Source organism: Necropsobacter massiliensis, assembly GCF_000827595.2.
In the GTDB taxonomy this organism is placed as follows: domain Bacteria; phylum Pseudomonadota; class Gammaproteobacteria; order Enterobacterales; family Pasteurellaceae; genus Necropsobacter; species Necropsobacter massiliensis.
Genome location: NZ_LN776189.1, coordinates 130,139 through 154,904 on the forward strand (window position 1 = coordinate 130,139; position 24,766 = coordinate 154,904).

Here is a 24,766-nt window from a genome sequence, read left to right on the forward strand (position 1 = left end):
ACGCCTCCAATAAGTCATGTCTTATTACCGGCGTTAAATCTAGCATATCGGGAAACAAAAAAATGTGATCAATATCTATTATTCAAAACATTGTTTTATTTTTATAGAATTTTGGTTTTGTATTTTTTAAATTTGATATTTGTTTCTCTGTCTGACCGCTTCATCCCAAAAACTAAAGCAGGGCAGCGAATCCGATGCCCTGTGATTTTATCGAAACAAGTCAATGTGTTAACGCAATAATTGCTGAATTTTTTTCACCTCTTGCAGACCATCGTTATTTTCGGAAAACTCTATCTGGGTTAATGCCTGCAATTTTGTTATGACATCAGTGTCTGCTTGCGTCATGTCAGTGGTTGTTAAAAACACATTGTCGGTTAACACATCGCCGTTGACCACATCCGGATATCGGCTTTCCTGATGAAAGCGGAAAGAGCGGTTGTGTGTAAAGTTGCCTTGCTTAGGGCCGTTCTCATACGGACTCTTTCTGAACAGAAAATTAAAGCGTTTGTTGTCGATTGCCACATTGTTCGCGACGGTGAACGTACCGGGATTAAAGTTGTCGGTAAAACCGTCCATATTGTTGCGAAACGCAAGACTGTGGGTAATCACATGGGGTACCGGAATGCCTTCGCCACCCAGTTTAAAGCCGTTGCCGATGGAGGCGCTTTTGCTTTTGACTTGCAAGGTTTGCCCGTTCATAAAGGCGACAGAATCTTTAATGGTGACCACGCCGTTCGGACCGTCTTCCACTTTATTGAACAGATCCCAACCGTCGTCAATATTATGGTGCGAAATACAACGGATAAAGGTATTACCGTCGCCCACTCGCATTTTGGCGGCAAAACCATCGGCGTTAATTTGTGAATCGTCCATATTATTAAAGCTGATACTGTCGCTAACGATATTGTCGCGGGCCCACAGCGGTCTGCCGATTTTTTCCGCCGAGGTAATTTGAAAACCGGTATCCGGTGCACCGTGGGTGACGATATTGCTGAAATTATTGTAGCTGCCCTGTATGATTAAACTGGCGCCCTCCACTTCAATATCCTTCACGTTCCAGAAACTAGCGTTGTGTCGTACTTCGCCAACGAATTTTACCTGATCTTGGGAGCCTTGCAGTGTTTTTAATGCGCCTTTTAAACCGCTGCTTTCGGCACTGATTTCAACCGCAGGGTATTCGCCCGGCTGTAACTGAATGGTGCCGCCTGGCGGCAATAGCTGAAGTGCGGTGTTTAAATCCAATGGTTTTTGTTGAGAACCGTCGCCATCCGCCGTACCTTTCGGCGCGACATATAATAAATCAGGCTGTGTTAACTGAGAGTATTCGATATTGAAGGTTGTTGCAAAGCCTTTTTCTTTCAGCTTTTCTTCCGGTATGAATTGTACGTTCAGCTCGGTGTGTGCGGCGATTAATTTCATTTTATAGGTCATAAATTCCCCGGCTTTGATCAGCGCCGACCGAAACGCGGGTTTACCCTTTTGATTCAGTATAAATTGACCGTCATAATTCGCGCGCGCTTGGAAGATATAATCTTTGGCGGCGGTTTTATGTGCGGATTCGATACTGACCACTAACGGCAATGTTTTCGGCGTAAATGCGACCGGTTTAACCGGTTTGCCGTCGTATAGTTGTAAATTCACATTTTCCACCGTAATTTTGGCATTGCGGGCGGCGAAAAAGCCGAGATATTGGGTTTGAGCGTTCTGGTTAGCAAGAATGCCGGGATTGACGTGATCCAATACTTTTTTATATTCTTTGTCTCCCTGACGGTAAGTAAGCACAAACCCCCGATCGTTTTTCTCCACTGTTAAATGTAATTTCCGCTCTTTAAAATCAATACCTTCTGCATAATCTTCGCGTACCAGTCGATTGCCCGCGGTACCCCAAGGATCGTTAATGCCTTCGCGATAAGACGCGTTGATATTCACTTTGCCGTTATGTTCTCTGGCATTGCTGCGCAATAAATTCATTACCATATTGGACGCGGCGGGGAATTCTTCGTAACCGACTGGCTGCGGCACTGCTCTCGGTTTGCCGATAATATCGCGTACCATAATGCCAGCACCTTCCTGACGATTCGGCTTAGCGCCGGTTTCCGGACCGAGTTGCTCCAGATACACATCCGCCGCAATCACAAAATTGGTATTAATCGGCAGTTCGGTGTAGTAATAGGTGACGCCTTCATGCGAATTAGCCAGCTTGCCGCCACGACTTTCAATGCTAAAGCGGGGCGCAAGCGCGCCCTCTTGCACCGGCATGCCGTCAACGGTGGTGTGGTTGATGCCGACTTTTTCCGGCAAAATGGTCGAACCGAAGTTTAAATCGGTAGATTGACCGAAAGTGATACTTTTCCATATCAAATCCTTCGGATTCAAGGGCGCGGCAATAGCAGACGCCGAACATAACGTTAAATAAAAAAGAGCGGTCAGTTTTTTTGTGAGCATAGAGATTCTCCTGCGTGTTCAAACAAATGCGCCTAATGTATTCGCCTCGCAGAAAACAACGGATTTTCTGTGCGGCAGTGTTGTTTGACGATGTGGTATGCACGTCATCATTGCAATATGTGAAAATAGCTTCGACAACCTTTAATCATGGGATCGACGATGGGCAATGTAGCACAGCGAAAACACGAAAACTGTGATCGTTATCTTAAAATCAAAACAATGTTTTATTTTTATTGGTTGGTTGTGTAAAAAAGGGCAGTCGAATACTGCCCGAAAGTCGCCTGTGTTGGGGAAAAGGCGTGAATAATATTGGGGTTGAGATTTTTTATGCTGTCATCTTCAGTTCAATGAAAAGAGAAATGCAGTGTCAAAGCTATTTAAGAAAATCCTTTCTCATCGGCGTGAAGGTGTCTAATAAGACGCCGGCTTGCCGGCAGACACAGCCGTGCATCACGTTCGGCGCTTTATATAATACATCTCCGGCATTGACCATCTTCGTTTCGTCACCGATAGTAAATTCAAAGCTGCCGGACAACACATAGGTTAATTGTTCGTGCGGATGATTGTGCATTGCGCCAACGGCACCTTGTTCAAAATGCACTTCCACCGCCATAATGTGCTCACTGTAAGCCAGCACTTTGCGTTTAACACCGCCGCCAAGATCCTCAAGAGGAATATCGTTGTTATACACAAACGTCATGTTTCTTTCCTTATTTCACTACATTTACTACTTCGCGCACCAGGCGTCCGATTTCATCCCAGTTTTTTGCCGCGATCAGGGATTTTTCCACAAACCAAGAACCGCCGCAGGCAATGACATTAGGAACGGCGAGATAATCTCGGATATTGTGGATGCCGATACCGCCGGTCGGCATGATCTGCAATTGCGCATAAGGACCGAGTAACGCTTTGATCATTTTCACACCGCCACTGGCCTCCGCCGGGAAAAATTTTACCGCACGAATCCCCATTTCCAGCGCCGCTTCAATCGCCATAGGGTTATTGACGCCCGGCGTAACGGGAATATTCAGTGCCTGACATAATTGCACGATCCGCGGGTTAAAGCCCGGTGTGACGATACAATCAGCGCCGGCATGTTGGGCGCGCACCACCTGATCTGGCGTCAGCACTGTGCCTGCCGCAATCAAAATAGCCGGATTATGGCGGCGCAGCAGACCAATAGCCTCTTCCGCCGCGGCGGAACGAAACGTGATTTCCACTACCGGCAACCCGTTGGTTGCCAAGGTTTCGGCAAGAGGCAGAATATCAGCCGCATTGTCCAGTGCGATCACCGGCACCACTTTTAATTGCGCCAGTGTGTCGATAATTTGTGCTGTGCTATAACTCATAATCTATTCCTAATTAAATTCGTCAATAAAATGTGCGGTGGCGGCGCTGTCGATAATCGCACCTTTATGCTGAATCACCACGCCTGCCAGCGCATTGCCTTGTCGGCAGCAGTGAGCAAGCGGTTTATTTTGCAGATAGCCGTTTAAAAAGCCGGCGTTGAACGCATCGCCTGCCGAGGTGGTATCTACCACATTAGCAACCGCGTCGGTATGGATTTGTTGTTCTTCACCGTTAAAACTGCTGAAAAACGCACCGCACTTTCCTTGTTTCACCACCACGCTGTTTACTCCGGCATTTTTCAAGCGGCGCACCGTGTGTTGCGGATGTTCATCCTGCCAGACGGCCTGTTCGTCATCAAAGGTGACTAATGCCAGACTGACGGCGGGGAAAAGTGCGGTGTAAATTTGCTGCGTTTCCGCCAAAGACGCCCATAAATTCGGGCGATAATTGCTGTCAAAAGCGATTTCAACACCTTGTTGCGCAAGCTGTTTAAGCCGATTGATAAGGGTGATGCGATCCGGCGGCGGCAAAATTGCCAGCGAAATGCCGCTCAGATAAATCATATCGACCTTTTCCAGTTGCGCCGAAATTTGCGGGTAGTCTTGATGTTGCAATAAATAGCGGGCGGCGGATTGGTTGCGCCAATATAAAAAGGTGCGTTCGCCCTGTGGATCAAGCTGAATCAAATATAAACCCGGCTGCCGCTGCCCATCGCGCAGTACCAGAGCCGTGTTGATATTATCCGCCTGCCAGTGCTCGAGCATACCTTGACTGAGTTTGTCCGTACCCAGCGCCGAGACATATCGGATGTCAAGCTGTTGCGTTGGGCTGATACGGGCTAAATACGTCGCCGTATTCAGTGTATCGCCGCCGTAAGTCTGGCGCATAGTGCCGAACGGTTCGCCGTTCAGCTCAATCATACATTCGCCGATTATCGCTATTTTTTTCATTGCCTGCTCCCGTGTGAATAAACCCGCCTGTTTGATATAAGCGGGTTTATTGCGGATTGATTAGCTCGCCAAAATGTCGCGGACGAATTGTTCGATTGCTTTGTCCTGACAGTTGGCAAAGAAACATTGCTGGAAGCGTTCGCCGCTGACGGCAGTTTTCACCAGTTCCGGATCGATTGCGCGCAGCGTATCCAAATAATTGTCTTTTACCACCGCTCTTTTCACTTGATCCAAAATACCGGCGTTGCGAATCTGCGGTTCCTTGCGTTCTGCCGGATAGCCCTCGCCGCGTACGCCGGTAAAGGCTTTTTCAAACATATAGCGCAGGTTTAATTCCGCTCCCCAGCCGAAACCTTTGGCGAAGGCTAATGCCAGTGCATTGCCGTTATTGATCTGACAAAACAGGAACGCATCAGTCGGATCCAAACAATAGCCGCACACCACGCCGGGGTGGATATTGAGCGACATCATCGCGCCTTGTCCGGTGCCGCAACCGGTCACTACAAAATCCACCGCTTTGGAATTAAGCAGGATGCTAGCCATAATGCCTAGGTGAATGTAAGTCAGGTGGTGATCGTTTTCATCGGACATGCCTACATTAAACACTGCATAGCCTTTTGGATCGACCACGGTTTTTAATTCTTTCAGTACCACAGCGTTTTTAGCTGCTTGGCTGTTTTCCATCATTAATGCAATTTTCATCGTCATACACCTTTTATCAATTAAGTTAAAAAATACTCTGGCACGGCGTTGTGACTATCTTGCCAGCCAGCCGCCGTCAACTGCAACGCTATAACCGTTGACATAATCGCTGGCTGCCGAGGCTAAGAATACACAAGGGCCGACTAAATCGTTTGGCGTTCCCCAGCGGCCTGCTGGGATACGGTCTAAAATTTCTTTGCTACGGGCTTCGTCGGCGCGTAAGGCGGCAGTGTTGTCGGTGGCCATATAGCCCGGCGCAACGGCATTCACATTAATATGATATTTTGCCCATTCATTTGCCATGGCGCGGGTAATGCCCATCACGGCGCTTTTTGATGCGGTGTAGGACGGCACCCGAATGCCGCCTTGAAATGACAGCATAGAGGCAACATTGATGATTTTACCGCCATGACCTTGTTTGATGAATTGTTTTGCCGCCAGTTGAGACAGAAAGAACACGGTTTTTAAGTTGATATTAATGACGTCATCCCAGTTCTGTTCGCTGAAATCAATGGCATCTTCGCGACGGATAATCCCAGCGTTGTTGACTAAAATATCAATTTTACCGAATACGGCAACGGCTTTTTCGATGATCTCGGCAAGTCCTTCTTGTTTCATTAGATTGGCTTCAAGATTGACGAATTTGCGCCCCGCGGCTTCGATTTTTTGTTTGGTTTCTAGCGGTTCGACCAGATTAATCCCGACGATATCACAGCCGGCTTGCGCCAGACCCAGCGCCATGCCTTGACCGAGACCTGTGTTGCAACCTGTCACTACGGCGACTTTTCCGGTGAGATCAAATAAGTTCATATAACATCTCCTTGAGACCTGAATGTGTTGGATTGAAATAAAATAGCAGCGTTACTCTCTGTGCTGTATGAACCGCATTATACATAGAATAAAAATATATTACAATAAATATGAAACATTATTTCATTTTTTATATCTAAATTTGAGATAGCGTAAGTTTTTTTCTAAAAGAAAACTTTTATGCTATTATTTGCGCTATTACAAGAGAATTTCGTTTAATCATAAACAGATAACATATGGATCACCATGGAAAAAGAAACGCAACCGGAAGCAGTATCTTCAGTATTAAAAGTGTTCGGTATTATTGAAGCATTGGCTGAACAGAAAGAAATCGGCATTACTGACTTGGCGCAGCGCTTAATGATGTCTAAAAGTACGACCTATCGTTTTTTACAGACAATGAAAACGCTGGGTTTTGTATCTCAGGAGGGAGAAACGGATAAATACCGTTTAACCTTAAAGCTGTTTGAGGTCGGGGCGAAATCCTTAGAATATGTGGATTTAATCACATTAGCCAACAAGGAAATGGCCTATATTGCCAAGCAAACCAATGAGACGTTGCATTTAGGGATGCTGGAGGGCAATGAAATCATTTATTTGCACAAGATTGATTCTAATTACAGCTTAAGAATGCACTCCCGTATTGGGCGACGTAACCCGTTATACAGCACAGCGATCGGAAAAGTGCTGCTGTCCGACTATAGCGAGGCGGAGGTTAGAGAGATATTGAAAGACGTCGCTTTCATTAAACACACCGAAAAAACGCTGGAAAACATTGAGCAGCTTGCACAGGAACTGGATAAAGTACGGCAACAGCATTATGCGGAAGATAATGAAGAGCAGGAACCGGGCTTAAGATGTATTGCGGCGCCGGTGTATAACCGCTTCGGGCATATTATTGCTGGCATTTCGATTTCCCTGCCGACTATCCGTTTTAAAGAAGAGCAACTGCCGTATTTGGTCGGTTTGCTGCAACAGGCGGGCAAGAAAGTCTCTGAGCAACTAGGCTATCACAATTATCCGCCGATTGCCGATTAGCGACACGCCACTTAATGGCTGCCTCGCGCTGAACGTCAGTCACATACATGAAGTAACCTCATGATTTTATTATGGGGTTATTGTTTAATCGGCTTAGAACCGGTAAAGATTGCGGTACTGGCCGTGTTATGATCAGATATACCAATTTATTCGGTTTGTATATTCAGTGAAACCTTTGGGGTCAATGGCTGAATGTCCAAAACTTCCGCAATATCCACCGCACTTTTTTTAATCCGCCAGCGAATGTTGAATTCATATAAGGCAATGCCGTAAATTCGTTCACTGATTTTACCTTGATGGTAGGCGGGGCGGGGATCCTGCTGGATAACCTGACGGATAAAGCGGATAAAGTGCGGTCGGTTTTTTTCCAGTTTTTGCGCGGTATGGTATGCGTGCGCTGTGAATTCAACCTGCAATAACCCTTGTGGTTTGTGTTGCGCGAAGCTGCATTGTGCGGCAGGTTCGCTGTCGGCATAGGCAATGTAGGGTTTGATGTCAAAAATCGGGGTGCCGTCCACTAAATCGACGGCGCCGAGATGCAGCAGCACTTTACCGTCACGGCATTCGATACGATGCAGTCGCGCTTTGGACAGACCCAGCGGATTCGGGCGGTGCGTGGCGCGCGAGGCAAATACACCAATGCGTCGATTGCCGCCTAATCGGGGCGGACGTACTGTCGGCTGCCATTTCCCGGCGGGGATTCTATCAAAGCGGAAGATCAGCCAGATGTGCGAAAATTGTTCTAATCCGCGTACTGCCTCAGGCTGATTATAGGGCGGCAGCAGTTCGACAATACCGATACCGTCTTCGATCAGATCAGGTTGGCGGGGCACTGAAAATTTTTCTTTGTATGGGCTGTGGATAATAGCAACCGGCTGTAATTGCAGGGATAAATCCGACATATTTTCCTCAAAATAGTTAAAAAGCACGCGATAAACTTGTAGAATATGCCATTATTGTACGCAAAGTGCGGTGAAAAAAAGACTTTTTTCTGAAGTTAAGTGAGAATTATGACAAAAGACACATTGAAAATGTGGATAGAAACGGCAAGACCGAAAACCCTGCCTCTTGCCGCGGCATCAATTATTATGGGCGCGGCGCTAGCCTATCATAGCGGAGCGTTCAGCTGGCGCATTACGTTGTTGTGCCTGTTGACGACATTATTATTGCAAGTGTTATCAAATTTCGCCAATGATTATGGCGATCATCAGAAAGGTTCGGATACAGCCGAGCGTATCGGACCGTTACGCGGCATTCAGCATGGACTAATCAGTGCTTCTCAGCTTAAAACGGGACTGTTGGCGGTAGTCGCGGCCAGTCTCGTAAGCGGTACCGTGTTGCTTGCTGTCGCCTATCGAAACCTAACGGATTTGATGACTTTTGGGCTATTGGGCGGCGTGGCGATTATTGCCGCGATAACCTACACTGTGGGCGAAAAGCCTTACGGTTATTTGGGCTTAGGCGATATTTCGGTGTTTATTTTTTTTGGTTTACTGGGGGTGGCGGGCTGCTATTATTTGCAGACCCACAGCCTGCAAGCGGCGATTTTTTTACCGGCGGCGGCAACTGGGCTGCTTGCCACTGCCGTGCTGAACATTAATAATTTGCGCGATATTGAACAGGATCGCAAAGCCGGAAAAAATACTTTGGTGGTGCGGCTGGGCGCTTATCGAGGACGGCTTTATCATTGCGCGTTATTATTGGTTGCGGCGCTGTGCTATTTGCTGTTTGCCGTGCTGCATTTTCACCATTGGTTCAGCTTCGTCTTCATATGTGCGTTTCCTTTGTTAATCCGACATGCTTGGTTTGTTTATCGTAACAGGGAACCACATCGGTTGCGTCCGATGTTGGCGCAGATGTCGTTATTTGCGCTGCTGACCAATTTGTTGTTCAGTTTCGGCTTGCTTGCGGGATAAGAAAGCGCATATACTAGCGGGTGATTTTTCAGCTTACATTAAAGGGTACTCTTATGTATATTGATACTTCGGAACTGTGCGATATTTATCTTGATCAGATTGATGTCGTCGAACCTGTTTTTTCAAGCTTTGGCGGTTTAAGTTCGTTTTATGGCAAAGTGACGACAGTAAAATGTTTTGAAAGCAACGGACTGATTGCCGAGATTTTAGAAGAGAACGGTGAAGGCCGGGTGTTGCTGATTGACGGCGGCGGTGCGGTACGCCGGGCATTGATTGACGCCGAGCTGGCACGTCTGGCGGCGGATAACGGCTGGGAGGGCATTATTGTGTACGGTGCCGTTCGCCAGTTACAGCAGCTGGAAAATATTGATATCGGTATTCAGGCGTTGGCGCCGATTCCGGTGGGCGCGGATGATAATACGGTGGGTGAGGCGGATGTGCCAGTCAATTTCGGCGGCGTCACTTTCTTCCCAGAAGATTATGTTTATGCGGATTTGACCGGTATTATCCTGTCTCAGGAACCACTGGAACTTGAAGACGCAGAAGAAGAATAACATTGACAGTGTTTCCATTTGATAAAATACGGCTGGTCTGCTTGATCAGCCGTATTTTTTATGATTTTTTCTGATGAAGTTCAAAAAACCATAAAAAAATCATTGCTTTTTTTTAACAAGTTGATAACGTCATATCGTCTGCTATTGCAGGACAAGGTTTTTATCCGTGTTTATTCGTTTGAGGATATTATTATGAGTTCGACTTCACCGACAAAAACAGCATCAAATAAAAGTGCGATTATTTTTTTAGTCGATATTGTGTTGTTTATTATTTTACTGAATGTATTACCGTTTGATCCGAAAGCGAATAAGGGATTAGCTTTACTCGTCTTTATTGCGGTGTTATGGCTGACGGAAGCGTTGCATGTTACCGTTACCGCGTTGTTGGTGCCGTTGTTGGCTATCGGACTTGGGCTGGTGGCGACCAAAGATGCGCTGGTCGCCTTCGCAGATCCGACGATCTTTTTATTTTTCGGTGGCTTTGCGCTCGCCACGGCGCTGCATATTCAGAGACTTGATCGCATGATCGCCAACAAAATTATGGCGTTGGCAAAGGGCAAGTTATTTGTGGCGGTAATTTATCTGTTTTCGATAACCGCATTTTTATCAATGTGGATGAGTAATACCGCAACGGCGGCGATGATGTTACCGCTGGCAATGGGCATTTTGAGCCAAATAGATAAAACCCGCAATCATAATACTTATGTGTTTGTGCTGTTGGGTATCGCCTACAGCGCCAGTATCGGCGGCATGGGGACGCTGGTTGGCAGCCCGCCAAATGCGATTGTGGCTTCTCAGCTGAAATTAACCTTCTCCGATTGGTTGTGGTATGGGCTGCCGGTTGCGATTATTTTGATGCCGGTAATGATCGGTACGCTGTATCTGGTCTTCAAACCGAAACTGAATATTCGTTTTGAACAAAGTTTTGAAAAAATCGAAATGACTAAACCGCGGATTATCACGCTGGTGATTTTCGCTATTATCGCCGCTTGTTGGGTGTTTAGCAGTCAAATTAACCCGCTGTTGTCTTCTCTGCTCGGTATGACGAAAAAGATCGGCAGTTTTGACAGCGTTGTGGCGCTGCTCGCCGCCGTGGTTATTTGTGTCACCGGCGTGGCATCTTGGAAACAGCTCCAGGAAAATACCGATTGGGGCGTATTGATGTTGTTCGGCGGTGGTTTAACCTTAAGTGCGGTATTAAGAGATTCTGGTGCAAGCAAAATTTTGGCTGACGGCATTGTATTTATGATTGAAGGCGGTCATTTCTATCTTATCGGATTGCTGGTGGCGGCATTTATCATTTTCTTAACTGAATTTACCTCCAATACCGCAAGTGCCGCGTTGTTGGTGCCGATCTTTATTTCCATTGCACAATCGTTAGGTATGCCGGAACTGGGCTTAGCCCTGATTATCGGTTTGGGGGCGTCTTGTGCCTTTATGCTGCCGGTGGCAACACCACCGAACGCGATTGTATTCGGTACCGGCGAGGTGCGGCAGCGAGAAATGGTACGCGCCGGCGTGGTGTTGAATATTTTATGCGTGCTGGTTATTGCTACAACCGCTTACCTGTTCTGGTTTTAGTTAATTACCTATTGATTGGTGAAATAGCGAAGCATACTTCGCTATTTTTTTGTGCCGAAATGTCGAGTGTCAGCAATTCGTTGCGATTTGGTGAGCACCGAGGCTGAGTGTCCGACAGCGCATCTGGCGAACGACTTCTTGTGCGGTTTTCAGCGCGTTGTAAATGTCAATGCCCTGCGAATCGGCATAGTGCAGCGGACAGTAATGTTTTTCCAGTTCCTCAAGTGTTGTTGCAAGCAAGGCTAAATTGCTTTGAGTGCGATAAACATTGGCAAATCGCGTCATATTTTCGCGTATAGTTGCAAGCACGGTGGAGGCGGAAAGGGCAGGATTGCCATTTGGATTGTCCAGTGCGGCGAAATACGCCTGTATTTGTTCGGCGACATTAACGGTGCTTTCGACGATATTGAGCGCTTGATTTTGTTTGATTTTTTGCACCGCTCTTTTGGCAAATACCAGACTGCCGCCGACGGAATTTCCGCCCAGACGGTTGGCGCCCTCAATACAGGACGCCGCTTCGCCTACGGCAAATAAACCGTTCACCTCGCTTTGCGCGTATTGATTGATTTTAATTCCGCCGTTGCAACTGTGGGCGAAAGGGCGGATAGCGATGTTATCCCGACACAGATTGATACCGACTTCTCGCTCCAGCCATTGCAGATAAACCTGATAGAATTCCGTTTTGTCCTGATACAGCGCGGGCGAATAATGCAGGTAAACGCCTTTTTCTTCCGGATGCGCCAGCAGGTGCCGCATCATGCTGAGATCAAATTCTACGCCGGGAAAATCCATACTGAACGGCGCATAATCGCTACGCGCGTTCATCATGGCTCGGAATTGCTGCGGATGCAGGTGCGCAAATAAGTTGCGCCCGCGCCGATCCGTGACGCTGGTGACATATTTCAATGTGTGTTCACCGAACAGCACTTTATATTTCGGCTCAGTGAAAGACGGAATAAACTGAATAAACTCAAGATTAACCAGACTTGCGCCGGCCTGCTTGGCGATATAATGCGCCGAACCGATAATGTCTGCCGGATAGAGATTATCTTGATATAAGCCGGCAATTCCGCCCGAGGCTAAAATAATATTTCGGGTACGGCAGAAAATATAAAAAATTCGACCGCACTTTTGCTGCCCCAAAATGGCGCCCTGTACCTGATTATGTTGGCAGACGATATGCAGCAGAGTCGTATGTTCGTATTGCTCGGTGTTTGTTTGATTGGCGATAATCCGTTGCGCCCGAGCTGCCGCATCTCGCCATTGATCAATCAGATAGATCGGACGGCTGTAGCGGGCGAAACAGGCCGGTCGGTTATCACTGCGTTTGCGCGGTCGAAAGCCGATTCGGTTGAGTAATTCGATCGACTGTGCCGATTCTTCAATATAAGCACGGACGATATGCGGATCACTTAAACCGTGACCGACACGGTTGATCTCTTCCTGAAAGCGGACTTCATCCTCTTTGCCGCCGCTGACCTGAACACCTAAGGTGGCTTTTAGCGGAAAATAACTGGCACCACCGCCGATGACAGTTTTACAAACTAAGATCGAGCGCAGGTGTTGGCGTCCGGCTTCTACGCAGCAGGCTAGACCGGCGATTCCACCACCGATAATCAGCACATCGGTTTCAATGAATTGGTTAACGTTAATCTTGTGCATAGGCAAAAATGGGCGGTGAGGCAGATTGTCTCACCGCGTATTGAGGCGTTACAACAGAGACGGCGCCGCATTTAGCAGAATTCTGGTATATTCCTGCTGCGGCTGATCAAACACGCGTGATGCGTCGCCTTGCTCAACGATCAAGCCGCCGTTCATCACGATAATCCGGTCGGAAACCTGACGGACCGTTTGTAAGTCGTGCGAGATAAATACCATGGCGAGGTTTAATTCTTTTTTTAGATCAGCCAGTAGGTTCAGCACCTGCGCGCGCACCGACACATCCAATGCCGATGTCGGTTCGTCCGCGACAATCAGCTTGGGGCTAAGCGCCAGCGCACGGGCGATTGCCACTCGTTGTTTCTGACCGCCGGATAAGCGGGTGGGTTCGACTAATGCTGCCGAACGTGGCAAGCCAACCCGTGAAAGCAGTTCGTAAACCCGTTTTTCCCGTTCGTGGGGTTTCAGCACATGATGAATATCCATTGGATCTTTTAAAATATCCAACACTCGCATTCTTGGATTCAGTGCCGTGGCGGGATCCTGAAAGATGACCGAAACTTGACGTCCGAACTGTTTACGGGCTTCTGCGCTGCCGTATTTCATTTGCAATCCGTTGAATTTAACCACACCGGAAGTCGGCTTTTGCAGTCCGATAATCACATTTGCCAGTGTGGATTTTCCGCATCCCGACTGACCGACCAGCCCGACGGTTTCGCCTGCGTGAATATTGAGGCTGACGCCGCCTACGGCAGTGAATTTTTTCGGGTTCAACAATGTACCGTCGCGAGAAGGAAACTGTACTACAATTTCTTCCAGTTCAATAATCGGTTGCGTTTTTATGACTTTCATGCTCATTGTTTACTCCTCCGAATGAGATGCCCAGATATGTTTAGGGTGATCCCCGACTGGGACAAGTTTTAACTGTTGGTGCGGATTGGCGTCCGGTCGTAACGAACGGCTGGCGAAACGATCTCCGTCTGAGAAATCAAACGGCGATGGTACGCTGCCCGGAATCTGGTACAGGCGTTCTGCCCGGCATTCGGTGGACAGCACAGAACCGAGCAGACCGCGCGTGTATTCATGAGTTGGGTTCATCAGCAGCGGTGTTGTCGGTGCCGCTTCCACCACCTGACCGGCATACATCACCGTGATATGGTGTGCGATTTGTGCCACTAAAGCTAAATCGTGGCTGACGAAGACCATCGCGAAACCAAGTTTTTCGCGTAGTTCATTGAGCAGTTTAATCACTTCCGCCTGTACGGTAACGTCCAATGCCGTAGTCGGTTCATCGGCAATCAGTAACTTCGGTTCGCGAGCCAGCGCCATCGCAATCAATACCCGCTGTCTTTGACCGCCGGATAATTCGTGCGGATAGCGGTTTAAGGTTTTTTCCGGATCCAGTTTTACCCATTGCAATAAGGTTTCGGCACTTTGTTTGCCGCCGCGGCTAATCAGCTGCGCCATTTGATCCTTAATCCGCATGGACGGGTTTAAGGCGCTTAAGGCATCCTGATAAATCATGGAAATTTCATGTCCGCGTAATTCATTGAGCTTATCGGTTTTTAACAGATCATGTTGATTGCCGGCACGATCGGTAAATAAGATTTCTCCGCTGATTTTGGCGGTTTTCGGTAATAATCCCATGATCGAAAATGCCGAGATCGATTTACCGCAGCCGGATTCGCCGACTAACCCCATGGTTTCACCTTCGTGTACGGTGAAGCTGATATTGTCCACCAACGGCGTTTCACCGTAACGGTTCGGAAAGCGAATAGACAGATTTTTCACCTGAAGAATCGGTTTCGCATTAGGGTTGAGTTGCATGCGATCGGTGCGGGATGCCTCTTTATTCTGTAATTTGAGCAGGTAACGTTTTAATGCCAAGCCTTCTGCCATGGCTTCCTGTACGTCGGTTGACAGCGGTTTTGATACATCGGATTTGGCAACGGTCGGGCTGCGTTTCAGTTTCGGGTTGACTAAAGCGTCGGTTAAGCCTTCGGATAAAATATTCAGCGATAGCACGGTTAATAAAATCATTAGACCGGCGAAGGTTGTCGCCCACCAAAAACCGCTCAAAACCAGATTACGTCCTTCGGACAATACATTGCCCCAAGACGGATGCGGCGGTTGCACGCCGGCGCCGAGGAAAGACAACGAGGCTTCCAGCACAATGGCATCGGCAACCATCACAGTGGCGAAAACCAGCACCGGTGCGGCGGTATTACGAACTACGTGTTTCAGTAAGATATAAGTGCGGCTGCCGCCAATTACGCGTTCGGCGCGGATGTAATCCTCCTCCCATTGCGATACGACGTTAGCGCGTACTACGCGGGCAAGCTGCGGTGTATAAACGACGGCAATCGTCAAAATGATAACTGGTACAGTGTTACCGAACGTGGCAAGCAACACGGCAGCCAACGCAATGCCCGGAAATGCCATTAAAATATCCATTAAGCGCATAATAACTTCGTTGCCGAATTTATTGGCGGTTGCCGCTGTCGCCCCTAAAATACTGCCGAATACAATTGCCGTGCCGACCGCACCCAGACCGATAAATAGCGAGGTTTGCGCGCCATAAACCAGCCGGGAAAAAATATCGCGCCCTAGCCGGTCGGTACCGAACAGGTATTCGCTGCCGGGAGCCTGTACCGGACGTAATGTTTGCAGCGGATCATAAGGTGCGACCCAAGGCGCAAAAATGGCGATTAATGCGACAAACAGAATAAAAATCAGCGCAATTTTGGAGGCGGTCGATAATGCTTTGAATCTTGCACCGCCCGAAGCAAGTCGATCTGCTAATCCTTGACGAAACATTATAAACTCCGAATTTTTGGATTGATGATAAGATACAGAATATCAACAATGATATTGACCAATACGAAGGTAAATGCGATTGTCAGTACCACACCTTGTACTAAATGTAAGTCATGGTTCACGATACCGTTAAAAATCAATTTACCCATTCCCGGTAGGTCGAAAATTTGTTCGATTACCACCGCACCGCCGAGCAAGTAACCTACGCGTAAACCCAGTACGGTAACCGGGGTAATCAGCGCATTGCGCAAGACGTTATGACGAATAACCGTTGCATAAGGTACGCCGTTGCCGATTGCGGTGCGCACGTAGTCTTTGTCCATTTCTTCCACCATGGTGGTGCGTACCACACGAATTAACGAGGCGCAGACCGGCACTGCCAAGGCGAGCGAGGGCAGCGTCATTGAACGGAGATAGCCGCTTGGATCTTCACTGAACGGAATAAAACCGCCCGACGGAAACCAGTCCAGTTCCAGTGCAAACCATTGAATTAATAAAATACCCAGCCAGAAAGAAGGGGTTGCGACCGCCGCCACAGAAAGTAACCGGATAATTTGGTCAACCCAGCTGTCACGATAAAGGGCTGCGATAACCCCTAAGGTGAATGAAACCACAGCTGCCAAAAAGACACCGATAAAGGTGAGCTGTAATGTGAGCGGAAAAGATTTTGCGATAAGCGAGGTAATCGGTTGTTCCGGCGGTGTTGTCATGCCGAAATCGAATTGAATTGCGTTGCCGATAAAACGGATATATTGAACGATAATCGGATCGTTGAGGCCGTGTTGTTCGCGGTAAAGTTGTTTCGCTGCTTCACTGGCGCTTTCACCCAGCGCGACGGTAGCCGGATCACCGGGGGTGAATTGCAGAATAATAAAAACTAATGCACTTACACCGAGCATCATTATCGGTAATGCCATTAAACGGCGTAATAACAAACGAAGTACGATTTCCATTTTTTTCTCCAACTACAAGAACGGTTCGTAGGATAGCTTGTATAAATAAATTGTATAAAAACGGCGGGTTGATTAATTATTTGATTAATTGTGCCGCCGTTGAAACAGTTGAGGAAGATGCCCAAAATTTCCCGCCTCATTCGGTCGAGGCGGGTTTTCAGCCTATGGCTATTTACGACCTACGCCAAGGAATGACATACCTGTTGTCGGTAACGGTTGGAAGCCGTCCAGGGTTTTGTCGTTCCATGCGGTAGGCAATTTGCGGTGCACAATCGGATAAAGCGGTACTTGCTCGGCGATAATATTAATCGCTTTTTCCCAAGCCTCTTTTGCCTCGCCGGGCGCTTTGGCTTTAATCGCTGTATCAAGCAACTCCTGTACCTGCGCATATTCTGGGGTGTCTGACCAGCCGAAGCGTTTTTTCGGCCAGACGTCGCCGCGATACCACCAGCTCAGCAATAAATCCAGATCGTTACTGAATACGGAAGGATCGCCCGGCGCCATAACAACTTCATAAGCGCCTTTATCCACATGACCGCCGTATAATGCGCCGGATTGCAGGTGTTGTAAGGTGACTTTCACGCCCGGCAGTTTATTCCAAGATTCCAATACCAGTGGCGCACATTCTTTCACCCAAGAGTGATCGGTGGACAACAGCTGGAAACTCAGGCTGTCAACGCCGGCTTCTTTTAATAACGCAACGGCTTTTTTCTCGTCATAGCCATATTGAGTGGCGGCTTTCACGTAATCCGGATGCGTCGTTTGTACATAAGAAGTTGCGGCTTCCGCATTGCCGAGGAATACCACATCAATCAGTTTCTGCGTATCCAACGCATAGTGCAGAGCCTGACGTACTTTCGGATTGTCAAACGGGGCTTTTTTGCAGTTAAACATTAAAAACAGCAAACCGAAAGATTGTACCGATTCGACCGTGCCTTTACGTTTTAAGCGTTCGGAATCTAGATACGGTACGCTTTCCATTGCCTGGGTACGACCGGATTCCTGTGCGGTGACACGGGCAGCATCATCGGAAAGCAAGAACCAGTTCATTTTTTCTACGCGCGCCGGATAAGGACCGTTATATGCGTTGAACGCTTCAAAAACGATACGGTCATCTTTTACCGCAGACACGAATTTATACGGACCGGAACCGACCGGGTTGGCGTCAAACGCGGTTTGTCCGACGGATTCGATAATATGTTTCGGGACGATTTTTACAATACCCAGACGTAATTTCAAAATGGCAAACGGGTATTTGAGTTTGAATTCGACCACTTTGTCATCTACCGCTTTGACCGATTCAATAAACGGAATGAACTGGGCGAATAAAGAATTTTTCGCTGGATCCAGCACGCGTTCGTAGGAATACACCACATCTTCTGTCGTAACCGGTTTGCCGTCGTGGAATGTTGCCCCGTCACGCAGGGTAATGCGCCAGGTGGTTTCGTCCACCTGTTCCGGTTCTTTTGCCGCCAGTGCCAGATAAGGCTGGCGGGTGGCTGGATGCAGATCTACCAAACCTTCGAAAATATGCAGATTAGCCGCCATTGCCGAAGCACCGCTGGAAGTCGCAGGGTCGAAACCGGTGGAAAGCGGATAGGCGATACCCGCCTGAATAACGCTGCCAGCCGCAGGTGCTGCCGCGAAAGCTTTCGGTGCGAATGAACCCAAGGTACCGCTAAACGCAATTCCGGCGCCGACGCCGGCAAGTACTTTCATAAAATTACGGCGAGATTCATTTTCAATATGATTTGTCATAAACGCTCCTTTAGTGATAACTAAATTTCCAATGAGTAACCGACATCAGAAATAACATGCTCTAAACAACCGTGGGTTCATTTCAGCGTTGTAAAAAATGAAGTGAATTTATCAATATTTAAACATGAAATGAATTGTTTTTATCATAATATGTTGTGTAACGCTGTCAAGAAGATATCGGAAGGATAATTTATATTTGTGACTTCTATCACGAAAATCAGTCGCTTAGACAAGCCGATTGAGAATATCGACGGGATTTTAGCGTTATCGCGATTTTTATCGTTGGGCGAAAATAACAAAGAAAATGTTAGCGTTTTTTGTTATCCTAAGGTTCATCTTTATTTTACGGATAATCTTTATGCACACCGAAAATCTCAAGCAAAATCCACCGCACTTTTCCGACGCGCAAGAAACAACGCATTTCGGCTTTAAAACGGTCGCCAAGTCTGACAAACAGAAAATGGTGGCGAATGTTTTTCATTCCGTAGCGGGAAAATACGATTTAATGAATGATCTGTTATCGTTCGGCATTCACCGGCTCTGGAAGCGTTTTAGCATTGATTGCAGCGGCGTGCGTAAAGGGCATAAAGTGCTGGACCTTGCTGGCGGCACGGGCGATTTTTCCGCCAAGTTTTCGCGCATTGTCGGCGAGGCAGGCGAGGTTATTTTGGCGGACATCAATTCTTCCATGCTGGAAGTCGGGCGCGAAAAGCTGCGTAATCTCGGTGTGGTGGGCAATATTCATTACGTACAGGCGAATGCCGAGGCATTGCCGTTTCCCGACAATACGTTCGATTGCGTGATTATCAGTTTCGGTTTGCGCAATGTGACCGATAAAGAAAAAGCGCTGCGTTCTATGTTTCGGGTGTTAAAACCGGGCGGTCGTTTACTGGTGCTGGAATTTTCCAAACCGATTTTGGATCCGTTGAGTAAAATTTATAATTTCTATTCCTTTAATATTCTGCCGAAAATCGGCGAAGTGGTGGTTAACGACGGCGACAGTTATCGCTATTTGGCGGAATCGATCCGCATGCACCCGGCGCAGAACGTGCTGAAAACGATGATGAGCGAGGCGGGCTTTGAGCAAGTAAGCTACTACAATCTGAGTGCCGGCATTGTGGCGCTGCATCGCGGTTATAAATTTTAGGACGGATGATATGCTGCCGGATTTTGACATGTTAAAAACGCAATTAATGCTGCCTCAGCTGTTTAACGGCGGTTTGGAAACGCTACTGAATTATCTGTTGCGGCGTGCCGACGGCGGTGAAGCTTATTTGCGCAAATTAAACGGTAAGGTGTTGGCGTTGCGCTTGCAGAAAATCGGCTTGCCGCTTTATGTTGTGTTTTCCGCCCAACGCATCGACCTGCTGCACCAATATGATGACGAGCCGGATTGCGCCGTAGAAATCGCCGCCAACTTATTGTTTAACATACCGAAAAAATCACAGCTCAGCGCATGTATTAACGCGCAATCCATTCGGCTGCAAGGCGACTTGCAAGTGTTACAGGATTTTGCCGGTTTGCTTGAACGGCTGGAAAACGATCCCGCCGAACTGATTTCCCCTTATGTGGGAGACGTGGTGGCGCATAGTGCGGTCAATTTTTGGCGCGTTTTCAGTACGGCAATTAAGCGCAAAAGTGCACAAAGTCAACGTTATTGGGGCGAACGTTTAAGCGAGGAATGGGCGGTGCTGGCACCGAGTTTAGCCGTCGCAGATTTTTGTGAACAGGTAAAAACACTGGAAAAACAGACCGCACTTTTTGAGCGCAAGTTGGCGGATTATGTAAAATAATATGCCATTTGGCATCATGTTCTCGCCGTCATGATATTTTTGTTATAACCGCGCGAAGGCAAATTTCGCAGCGATGATTTGAGCGAATGAAATTAAAAGACATCAAACGATTATACACCATCGTCAAAACCTTTCTGCATTACGGCATTGATGACATTTTGCCGCATAATCGCTATACCCGCCCGCTTCGTTGCTGGCGCAATACGTTGTTTTGGCTGCGCAATCGACATCCGCATCAAGCGTTTGGGCTGCGCCTGCGTCTGGCGTTGCAAGAGCTTGGACCGGTGTGGATTAAACTGGGGCAAATGCTGTCCACTCGGCGCGATTTGTTTCCGCCGGATATTGCCGATGAACTGGCGTTGTTGCAGGATCAGGTCGCGCCTTTCAACGGACAGACCGCTCGCGCGCAAATCGAACGGGCATTGGGGGCGAAACTTGAAACTTGGTTTGCGGAATTTGACGAAAACGCGCTGGCATCGGCGTCTATCGCGCAGGTTCATACGGCAAAATTCAATGCCCAGCAAGAGGCCGCCGGCAAAGATGTGGTGATTAAGGTGCTGCGTCCGGACATTCAGCCGCAAATCGAGGCGGATTTAAGCTGGATGTATAAGTTGGCGGGCTGGATTCCACGTTTGTCGGCGGAAGGCTATCGTTTGCGCGCGGTGGAAGTGATTCGCGAATATGAGAAGACATTGCGAGACGAGCTGGATTTGCGTACGGAAATGGCGAATGCCGTTCGTCTGCGCAATAATTTTATTGATAGCCCCATGTTGTATATTCCGCAGATGTATCCGCAGTTCTGCCATCAGAATGTGATTGTGATGGAACGTATTTACGGCATTCCGGTATCGGATATTGAGGCGTTAGAGCGTAATGGCACGGATATGAAATTACTGGCGGAACGCGGCGTGCAGGTGTTTTTCACACAGGTTTTCCGCGACAGCTTTTTTCACGCCGATATGCACCCCGGCAATATTTTCGTTAACCCGCAGCATCCGGCGGATCCGCAATATATCGGGATTGACTGCGGTATCGTAGGAAAACTGAATGACAATGACAAACGCTATTTGGCGGAAAGTTTCGTGGCGTTTTTCAATCGTGATTACCGCCGTGTGGCGCAAATGCACGTGGATGCCGGCTGGACGCCGCGCGATACCGACATTGACGCATTTGAACAAGCCTTTCGTGAGGTGTGCGAACCGATTTTCGCCAAACCGTTATCAGAGATTTCTTTCGCTCAGGTGCTGCTTAATCTGTTTAATGTGGCGCGTGAATTTAATATGCAGGTACAGCCGCAGCTGGTGTTGTTGCAGAAAACGTTGCTTTATATCGAGGGGCTGGGGCGCCAGTTATATCCGCAGCTGGATTTATGGGATACCGCGAAACCGTTTTTGCAGGATTGGCTGAATGAGCAAATGGGCGTAAAAAACTTGGCTAAACGCATGGTGGGAAAGTTACCTTATTTGCAAGAACACTTGCCGGAATTTCCGGAAATGCTGATCGGCGCTTTACGGCAACAGCGATTAATCAGCGAACAGTTGCGTGAGATAAATCTCAAGCTGGGTCGACAGCAGCGCTGGGCTAAAAAGGCGTTTGCCTTGTTCAGCGGCGGGATTATTTTTATTGGCACGTTGTGGCAATTCAGTGCACTGCCCGTTGGCTTAAGCGGACTATTATTGATATTCGGTCTGCTGATTTGGTTAGTTGGCTTTCTCTTGCCGTAGCCGCACAATTTTAAAAATAATCTTAATTGACTATTGTTCAGATAAGGCAAAACAGTTATAGTCAGCGGTGGTTTTATAAATTGATTCCATAGGAGATGAAAAATGGGTCTTGGTGGTGTAAGTATTTGGCAATTATTGATTGTTTTGCTGATTGTATTAGTGTTTTTCGGCACGAAAAAACTGCGTAATATCGGTTCTGATTTAGGTACGGCGGTAAAAGGGTTCAAGGATGCGATGAAAGATGAACCGAAAGATGCCGAATTTAAAAAAATCAGTGATGACGCCGAAAAAAAAGCGCAAACTGACAATGTAAAAGAAAAGGAACAGGCATAATCCGTGTTTGATATTGGTTTTTCCGAATTAGTTTTAATTCTGATTGTCGGGCTGGTGGTACTGGGACCGCAGCGTTTGCCGGTAGCAATCCGTACCGTAATGGGTTGGGTGCGGACAATTCGCGGTATGGCGGCGAATGTGCAAAATGAGCTGAATCAGGAGTTAAAATTACAAGAGTTGCAGGACAGTATTAAAAAAGCCGAGCACCTCAATCTTCAGCAATTATCGCCGGAGCTCGGCAAAACCGTGGAAGAACTGAGAGCGTCGGCGCAAAAAATGAAAGCGGATCTGGAGAAAAAAGCCGCAGCAACCAATACCGATTTTCAACAACAGATTCGGGAGCTGAAAGATTCCGTTGAAAAAGCCGCCGACGACAGTGAACGGAATACGCAAGGTGCCGAACGACAAGATGATCTTTCGCCAGCGGAGCTTGCCGAATTGGCGGAGCAGGATGATCCAATAACCCGGATGGCGAATTATTATCCCGAAGAGGATACGCTTGCCAATGTTACGCCAACGGAAAAGAATAAATCAGCGAGTTAACTTGTTATGAGTGTTGAAGAAACTCAACCTTTAATCAGCCACCTGATTGAGCTGCGCAACCGCTTGTTGCGCTGCGTCGTTTTTGTGGCGGTGATTTTTCTGGCATTGGTTTATTTTGCCAATGATATTTATAATTTTGTGGCGGCGCCGCTGTTGGATGTGATGCCCGCCGGCATGAGCATGATTGCCACCAATATTGCCACACCGTTTTTCACCCCGCTTAAATTGACCGGTGTGGTTGCCATCTTTGTATCGGTGCCTTTTTTGCTCTATCAACTCTGGGCGTTTATCGCGCCGGCATTATATCAGAACGAAAAAAAACTGGTTTATCCGCTGTTGTTTTCCAGCACTTTATTATTTTATCTCGGCGTAGCTTTTGCATATTATGTAGTCTTTCCGCTGGTATTCGGTTTTTTGACCAAAACCGCGCCGGAGGGCGTGGCGATTGCTACCGATATCAGCAGTTATCTGGATTTTGTATTGACTATTTTTCTGGCTTTCGGCGTTTGTTTTGAGGTGCCGGTGGCGATTATATTGCTATGTTGGACCGGCGTAACGACGGTGGCGGATTTAAAAACCAAACGACCTTATATTATTGTCAGCGCGTTTGTTATCGGCATGCTGCTTACGCCGCCGGATATTTTTTCCCAGACATTATTGGCGGTGCCGATGTGTTTGTTATTTGAAGTCGGCTTGCTGTTCGCACGTTTTTATCAACCGAAAGACCAGGATGCGGGCGATGATGGCGCATCGGTATAAGCAATGTAAGATTGATTCGAGGGGCGCAGGCCCCTTTTGTTTTAGAGGATAAGATTATGACAGAACAAATTATCGGCGGATTTCCCGCCCGTCGTTTGCGTCGCATGCGTAAACATGATTTCAGCCGTCGTTTAATGGCGGAAAATAAATTAACGGTCGATGATCTGATTTACCCGGTATTTATTATCGAAGGAGAGAATCGGCGCGAGGCGGTTCCTTCCATGCCGAGAGTAGAGCGTTTAACAGTGGATCAGTTGCTGATTGAAGCGGGATTGCTGGTGAAATACGGCGTGCCGGTGATCGCCCTGTTTCCGGTGGTCGGGCAGGAGCATAAATCGCTCGGTGCGGAGGAAGCCTATAATCCGGACGGTTTGGTACAGCGCGCCGTGAAAGCGTTAAAAGCCCGCTATCCTGAATTAGGCGTGCTAACCGATGTGGCGCTGGATCCTTATACCGTGCACGGGCAAGACGGTATTATTGACGAAACGGGCTATGTGCTGAACGACACGACCACTGATGTACTGATTAAGCAGGCGCTGTCGCATGCGGCGGCCGGTGCGGATATCGTTGCGCCGAGCGACATGATGGACGGTAGAATTGGCAAAATTCGCACCGCACTTGAGCAGCACGGTTTTATCAATACACAGATTATGGCTTATTCAGCAAAATATGCCTCCGATTATTACGGTCCGTTCCGCGATGCGGTCGGTTCTTCCTCCAATTTGAAAGGCGGAAATAAGAAAACTTATCAGCTAGATCCGGCAAACGGCGATGAAGGCTTGCAGGAAGTGGCGCTAGATATTCGGGAAGGCGCGGACATGGTAATGGTCAAACCGGGCATGCCGTATCTAGATATGGTATATCGCGTGAAAAACTATTTCGGTGTGCCGACGTTCGCTTATCAGGTTTCCGGTGAATACGCCATGCATATGGCGGCTATTCAAAACGGCTGGTTAAAGGAAAGAGCATGTATTATGGAAGGATTGTTATGCTTTAAGCGTGCCGGTGCCGATGGCATCCTGACTTATTTTGCCAAACAAGTGGCAGAATGGTTGTATGAGGAAGGTAAAAACAGATAAGG

Annotated in this window: 23 protein-coding genes; 11 read left to right on the plus strand and 12 right to left on the minus strand. The window is 47.7% G+C overall.

Going from position 1 to position 24,766, the window contains the following annotated elements:
* Positions 1 to 228: 228 nt before the first annotated feature.
* From BN3349_RS09305 to kduD, 6 genes are all read right to left on the minus strand, one after another.
* Positions 229 to 2,445 carry a right-handed parallel beta-helix repeat-containing protein gene (locus BN3349_RS09305; protein ID WP_040977013.1) on the minus strand — a complete coding sequence of 739 codons (2,217 nt, stop codon included), beginning with the start codon at positions 2,443 to 2,445 and terminating at the stop codon, positions 229 to 231.
* A 373-nt stretch (positions 2,446 to 2,818) separates the two neighbouring features.
* Positions 2,819 to 3,145 carry a cupin domain-containing protein gene (locus BN3349_RS09310; RefSeq protein WP_040977014.1) on the minus strand — a complete coding sequence of 109 codons (327 nt, stop codon included), beginning with the start codon at positions 3,143 to 3,145 and terminating at the stop codon, positions 2,819 to 2,821.
* Positions 3,146 to 3,155: 10 nt separating this feature from the next.
* A complete protein-coding gene (locus BN3349_RS09315) occupies positions 3,156 to 3,794 on the minus strand; it encodes a bifunctional 4-hydroxy-2-oxoglutarate aldolase/2-dehydro-3-deoxy-phosphogluconate aldolase (RefSeq protein WP_040977015.1) in 639 nt (212 codons plus the stop codon).
* Positions 3,795 to 3,803: 9 nt separating this feature from the next.
* Entirely contained in the window at positions 3,804 to 4,745 is a 942-nt protein-coding gene (locus BN3349_RS09320) for a sugar kinase (RefSeq protein WP_040977016.1), read from the minus strand.
* Between the two features lie 60 nt (positions 4,746 to 4,805).
* Positions 4,806 to 5,447, minus strand: a complete 642-nt coding sequence (locus tag BN3349_RS09325; RefSeq protein WP_040977017.1) for an RpiB/LacA/LacB family sugar-phosphate isomerase — start codon at positions 5,445 to 5,447, stop codon at positions 4,806 to 4,808.
* A 54-nt stretch (positions 5,448 to 5,501) separates the two neighbouring features.
* On the minus strand, positions 5,502 to 6,257 hold the full coding sequence (gene kduD, locus BN3349_RS09330; protein WP_040977018.1) for a 2-dehydro-3-deoxy-D-gluconate 5-dehydrogenase KduD: 756 nt from the start codon (positions 6,255 to 6,257) through the stop codon (positions 5,502 to 5,504).
* Between the two features lie 246 nt (positions 6,258 to 6,503).
* Between kduD and kdgR the strand changes: the two genes are divergently transcribed.
* Positions 6,504 to 7,295 (plus strand): DNA-binding transcriptional regulator KdgR, encoded by a 792-nt coding sequence (gene kdgR, locus BN3349_RS09335; protein ID WP_040977019.1) that lies wholly within the window; start codon positions 6,504 to 6,506, stop codon positions 7,293 to 7,295.
* A 146-nt stretch (positions 7,296 to 7,441) separates the two neighbouring features.
* On the opposite strand, the gene tsaA is transcribed toward kdgR, so the two are convergent.
* Positions 7,442 to 8,197: a tRNA (N6-threonylcarbamoyladenosine(37)-N6)-methyltransferase TrmO gene (tsaA, locus tag BN3349_RS09340; RefSeq protein ID WP_040977020.1), complete on the minus strand. Its 756-nt coding sequence runs from the start codon at positions 8,195 to 8,197 to the stop codon at positions 7,442 to 7,444.
* Between the two features lie 108 nt (positions 8,198 to 8,305).
* Between tsaA and BN3349_RS09345 the strand changes: the two genes are divergently transcribed.
* The 3 genes from BN3349_RS09345 (at position 8,306) to BN3349_RS09355 (ending at position 11,346) form a co-directional block, all read left to right on the plus strand.
* Entirely contained in the window at positions 8,306 to 9,211 is a 906-nt protein-coding gene (locus tag BN3349_RS09345) for a 1,4-dihydroxy-2-naphthoate polyprenyltransferase (protein ID WP_040977021.1), read from the plus strand.
* A 53-nt stretch (positions 9,212 to 9,264) separates the two neighbouring features.
* Entirely contained in the window at positions 9,265 to 9,765 is a 501-nt protein-coding gene (gene rraA, locus BN3349_RS09350; RefSeq protein WP_040977022.1) for a ribonuclease E activity regulator RraA, read from the plus strand.
* A 192-nt stretch (positions 9,766 to 9,957) separates the two neighbouring features.
* A complete protein-coding gene (locus tag BN3349_RS09355; RefSeq protein ID WP_040977194.1) occupies positions 9,958 to 11,346 on the plus strand; it encodes a DASS family sodium-coupled anion symporter in 1,389 nt (462 codons plus the stop codon).
* 69 nt (positions 11,347 to 11,415) lie between these two features.
* Here the strand turns inward: BN3349_RS09355 and BN3349_RS09360 are convergent, their stop codons facing one another.
* The 5 genes from BN3349_RS09360 to BN3349_RS09380 form a co-directional block, all read right to left on the minus strand.
* Complete coding sequence (locus tag BN3349_RS09360; protein WP_040977023.1) at positions 11,416 to 13,008, minus strand: FAD-binding protein; 1,593 nt, start codon at positions 13,006 to 13,008, stop codon at positions 11,416 to 11,418.
* Positions 13,009 to 13,056: 48 nt separating this feature from the next.
* On the minus strand, positions 13,057 to 13,863 hold the full coding sequence (locus BN3349_RS09365) for an ABC transporter ATP-binding protein (protein ID WP_040977024.1): 807 nt from the start codon (positions 13,861 to 13,863) through the stop codon (positions 13,057 to 13,059).
* 3 nt (positions 13,864 to 13,866) lie between these two features.
* Positions 13,867 to 15,822, minus strand: a complete 1,956-nt coding sequence (locus BN3349_RS09370; RefSeq protein ID WP_040977025.1) for a dipeptide/oligopeptide/nickel ABC transporter permease/ATP-binding protein — start codon at positions 15,820 to 15,822, stop codon at positions 13,867 to 13,869.
* A complete protein-coding gene (locus tag BN3349_RS09375; RefSeq protein WP_040977026.1) occupies positions 15,822 to 16,775 on the minus strand; it encodes an ABC transporter permease in 954 nt (317 codons plus the stop codon). Before BN3349_RS09375 ends, BN3349_RS09370 begins: the two co-directional genes overlap by 1 nt.
* Before the next feature lie 168 nt (positions 16,776 to 16,943).
* On the minus strand, positions 16,944 to 18,494 hold the full coding sequence (locus BN3349_RS09380) for an ABC transporter substrate-binding protein (protein WP_370738139.1): 1,551 nt from the start codon (positions 18,492 to 18,494) through the stop codon (positions 16,944 to 16,946).
* A gap of 397 nt (positions 18,495 to 18,891) precedes the next feature.
* Between BN3349_RS09380 and ubiE the strand changes: the two genes are divergently transcribed.
* From ubiE to hemB, 7 genes are all read left to right on the plus strand, one after another.
* Positions 18,892 to 19,680 carry a bifunctional demethylmenaquinone methyltransferase/2-methoxy-6-polyprenyl-1,4-benzoquinol methylase UbiE gene (ubiE, locus tag BN3349_RS09385; RefSeq protein WP_040977028.1) on the plus strand — a complete coding sequence of 263 codons (789 nt, stop codon included), beginning with the start codon at positions 18,892 to 18,894 and terminating at the stop codon, positions 19,678 to 19,680.
* A gap of 28 nt (positions 19,681 to 19,708) precedes the next feature.
* Positions 19,709 to 20,326 (plus strand): ubiquinone biosynthesis accessory factor UbiJ, encoded by a 618-nt coding sequence (locus BN3349_RS09390; RefSeq protein WP_245853786.1) that lies wholly within the window; start codon positions 19,709 to 19,711, stop codon positions 20,324 to 20,326.
* Positions 20,327 to 20,412: 86 nt separating this feature from the next.
* Complete coding sequence (gene ubiB, locus BN3349_RS09395; RefSeq protein ID WP_040977030.1) at positions 20,413 to 22,050, plus strand: ubiquinone biosynthesis regulatory protein kinase UbiB; 1,638 nt, start codon at positions 20,413 to 20,415, stop codon at positions 22,048 to 22,050.
* 102 nt (positions 22,051 to 22,152) lie between these two features.
* The gene (gene tatA / locus BN3349_RS09400) at positions 22,153 to 22,383 is read left to right on the plus strand and encodes a Sec-independent protein translocase subunit TatA (RefSeq protein WP_032109274.1); all 231 of its coding nucleotides are present in this window, start codon (positions 22,153 to 22,155) and stop codon (positions 22,381 to 22,383) included.
* Positions 22,384 to 22,386: 3 nt separating this feature from the next.
* Positions 22,387 to 22,926 carry a Sec-independent protein translocase protein TatB gene (tatB, locus tag BN3349_RS09405; protein ID WP_040977031.1) on the plus strand — a complete coding sequence of 180 codons (540 nt, stop codon included), beginning with the start codon at positions 22,387 to 22,389 and terminating at the stop codon, positions 22,924 to 22,926.
* A gap of 6 nt (positions 22,927 to 22,932) precedes the next feature.
* Positions 22,933 to 23,685 carry a twin-arginine translocase subunit TatC gene (gene tatC / locus BN3349_RS09410; RefSeq protein ID WP_040977033.1) on the plus strand — a complete coding sequence of 251 codons (753 nt, stop codon included), beginning with the start codon at positions 22,933 to 22,935 and terminating at the stop codon, positions 23,683 to 23,685.
* Between the two features lie 56 nt (positions 23,686 to 23,741).
* Positions 23,742 to 24,764, plus strand: coding sequence for a porphobilinogen synthase (gene hemB, locus BN3349_RS09415; RefSeq protein ID WP_040977034.1), 1,023 nt, complete (start codon positions 23,742 to 23,744; stop codon positions 24,762 to 24,764).
* Positions 24,765 to 24,766 lie beyond the last annotated feature (2 nt).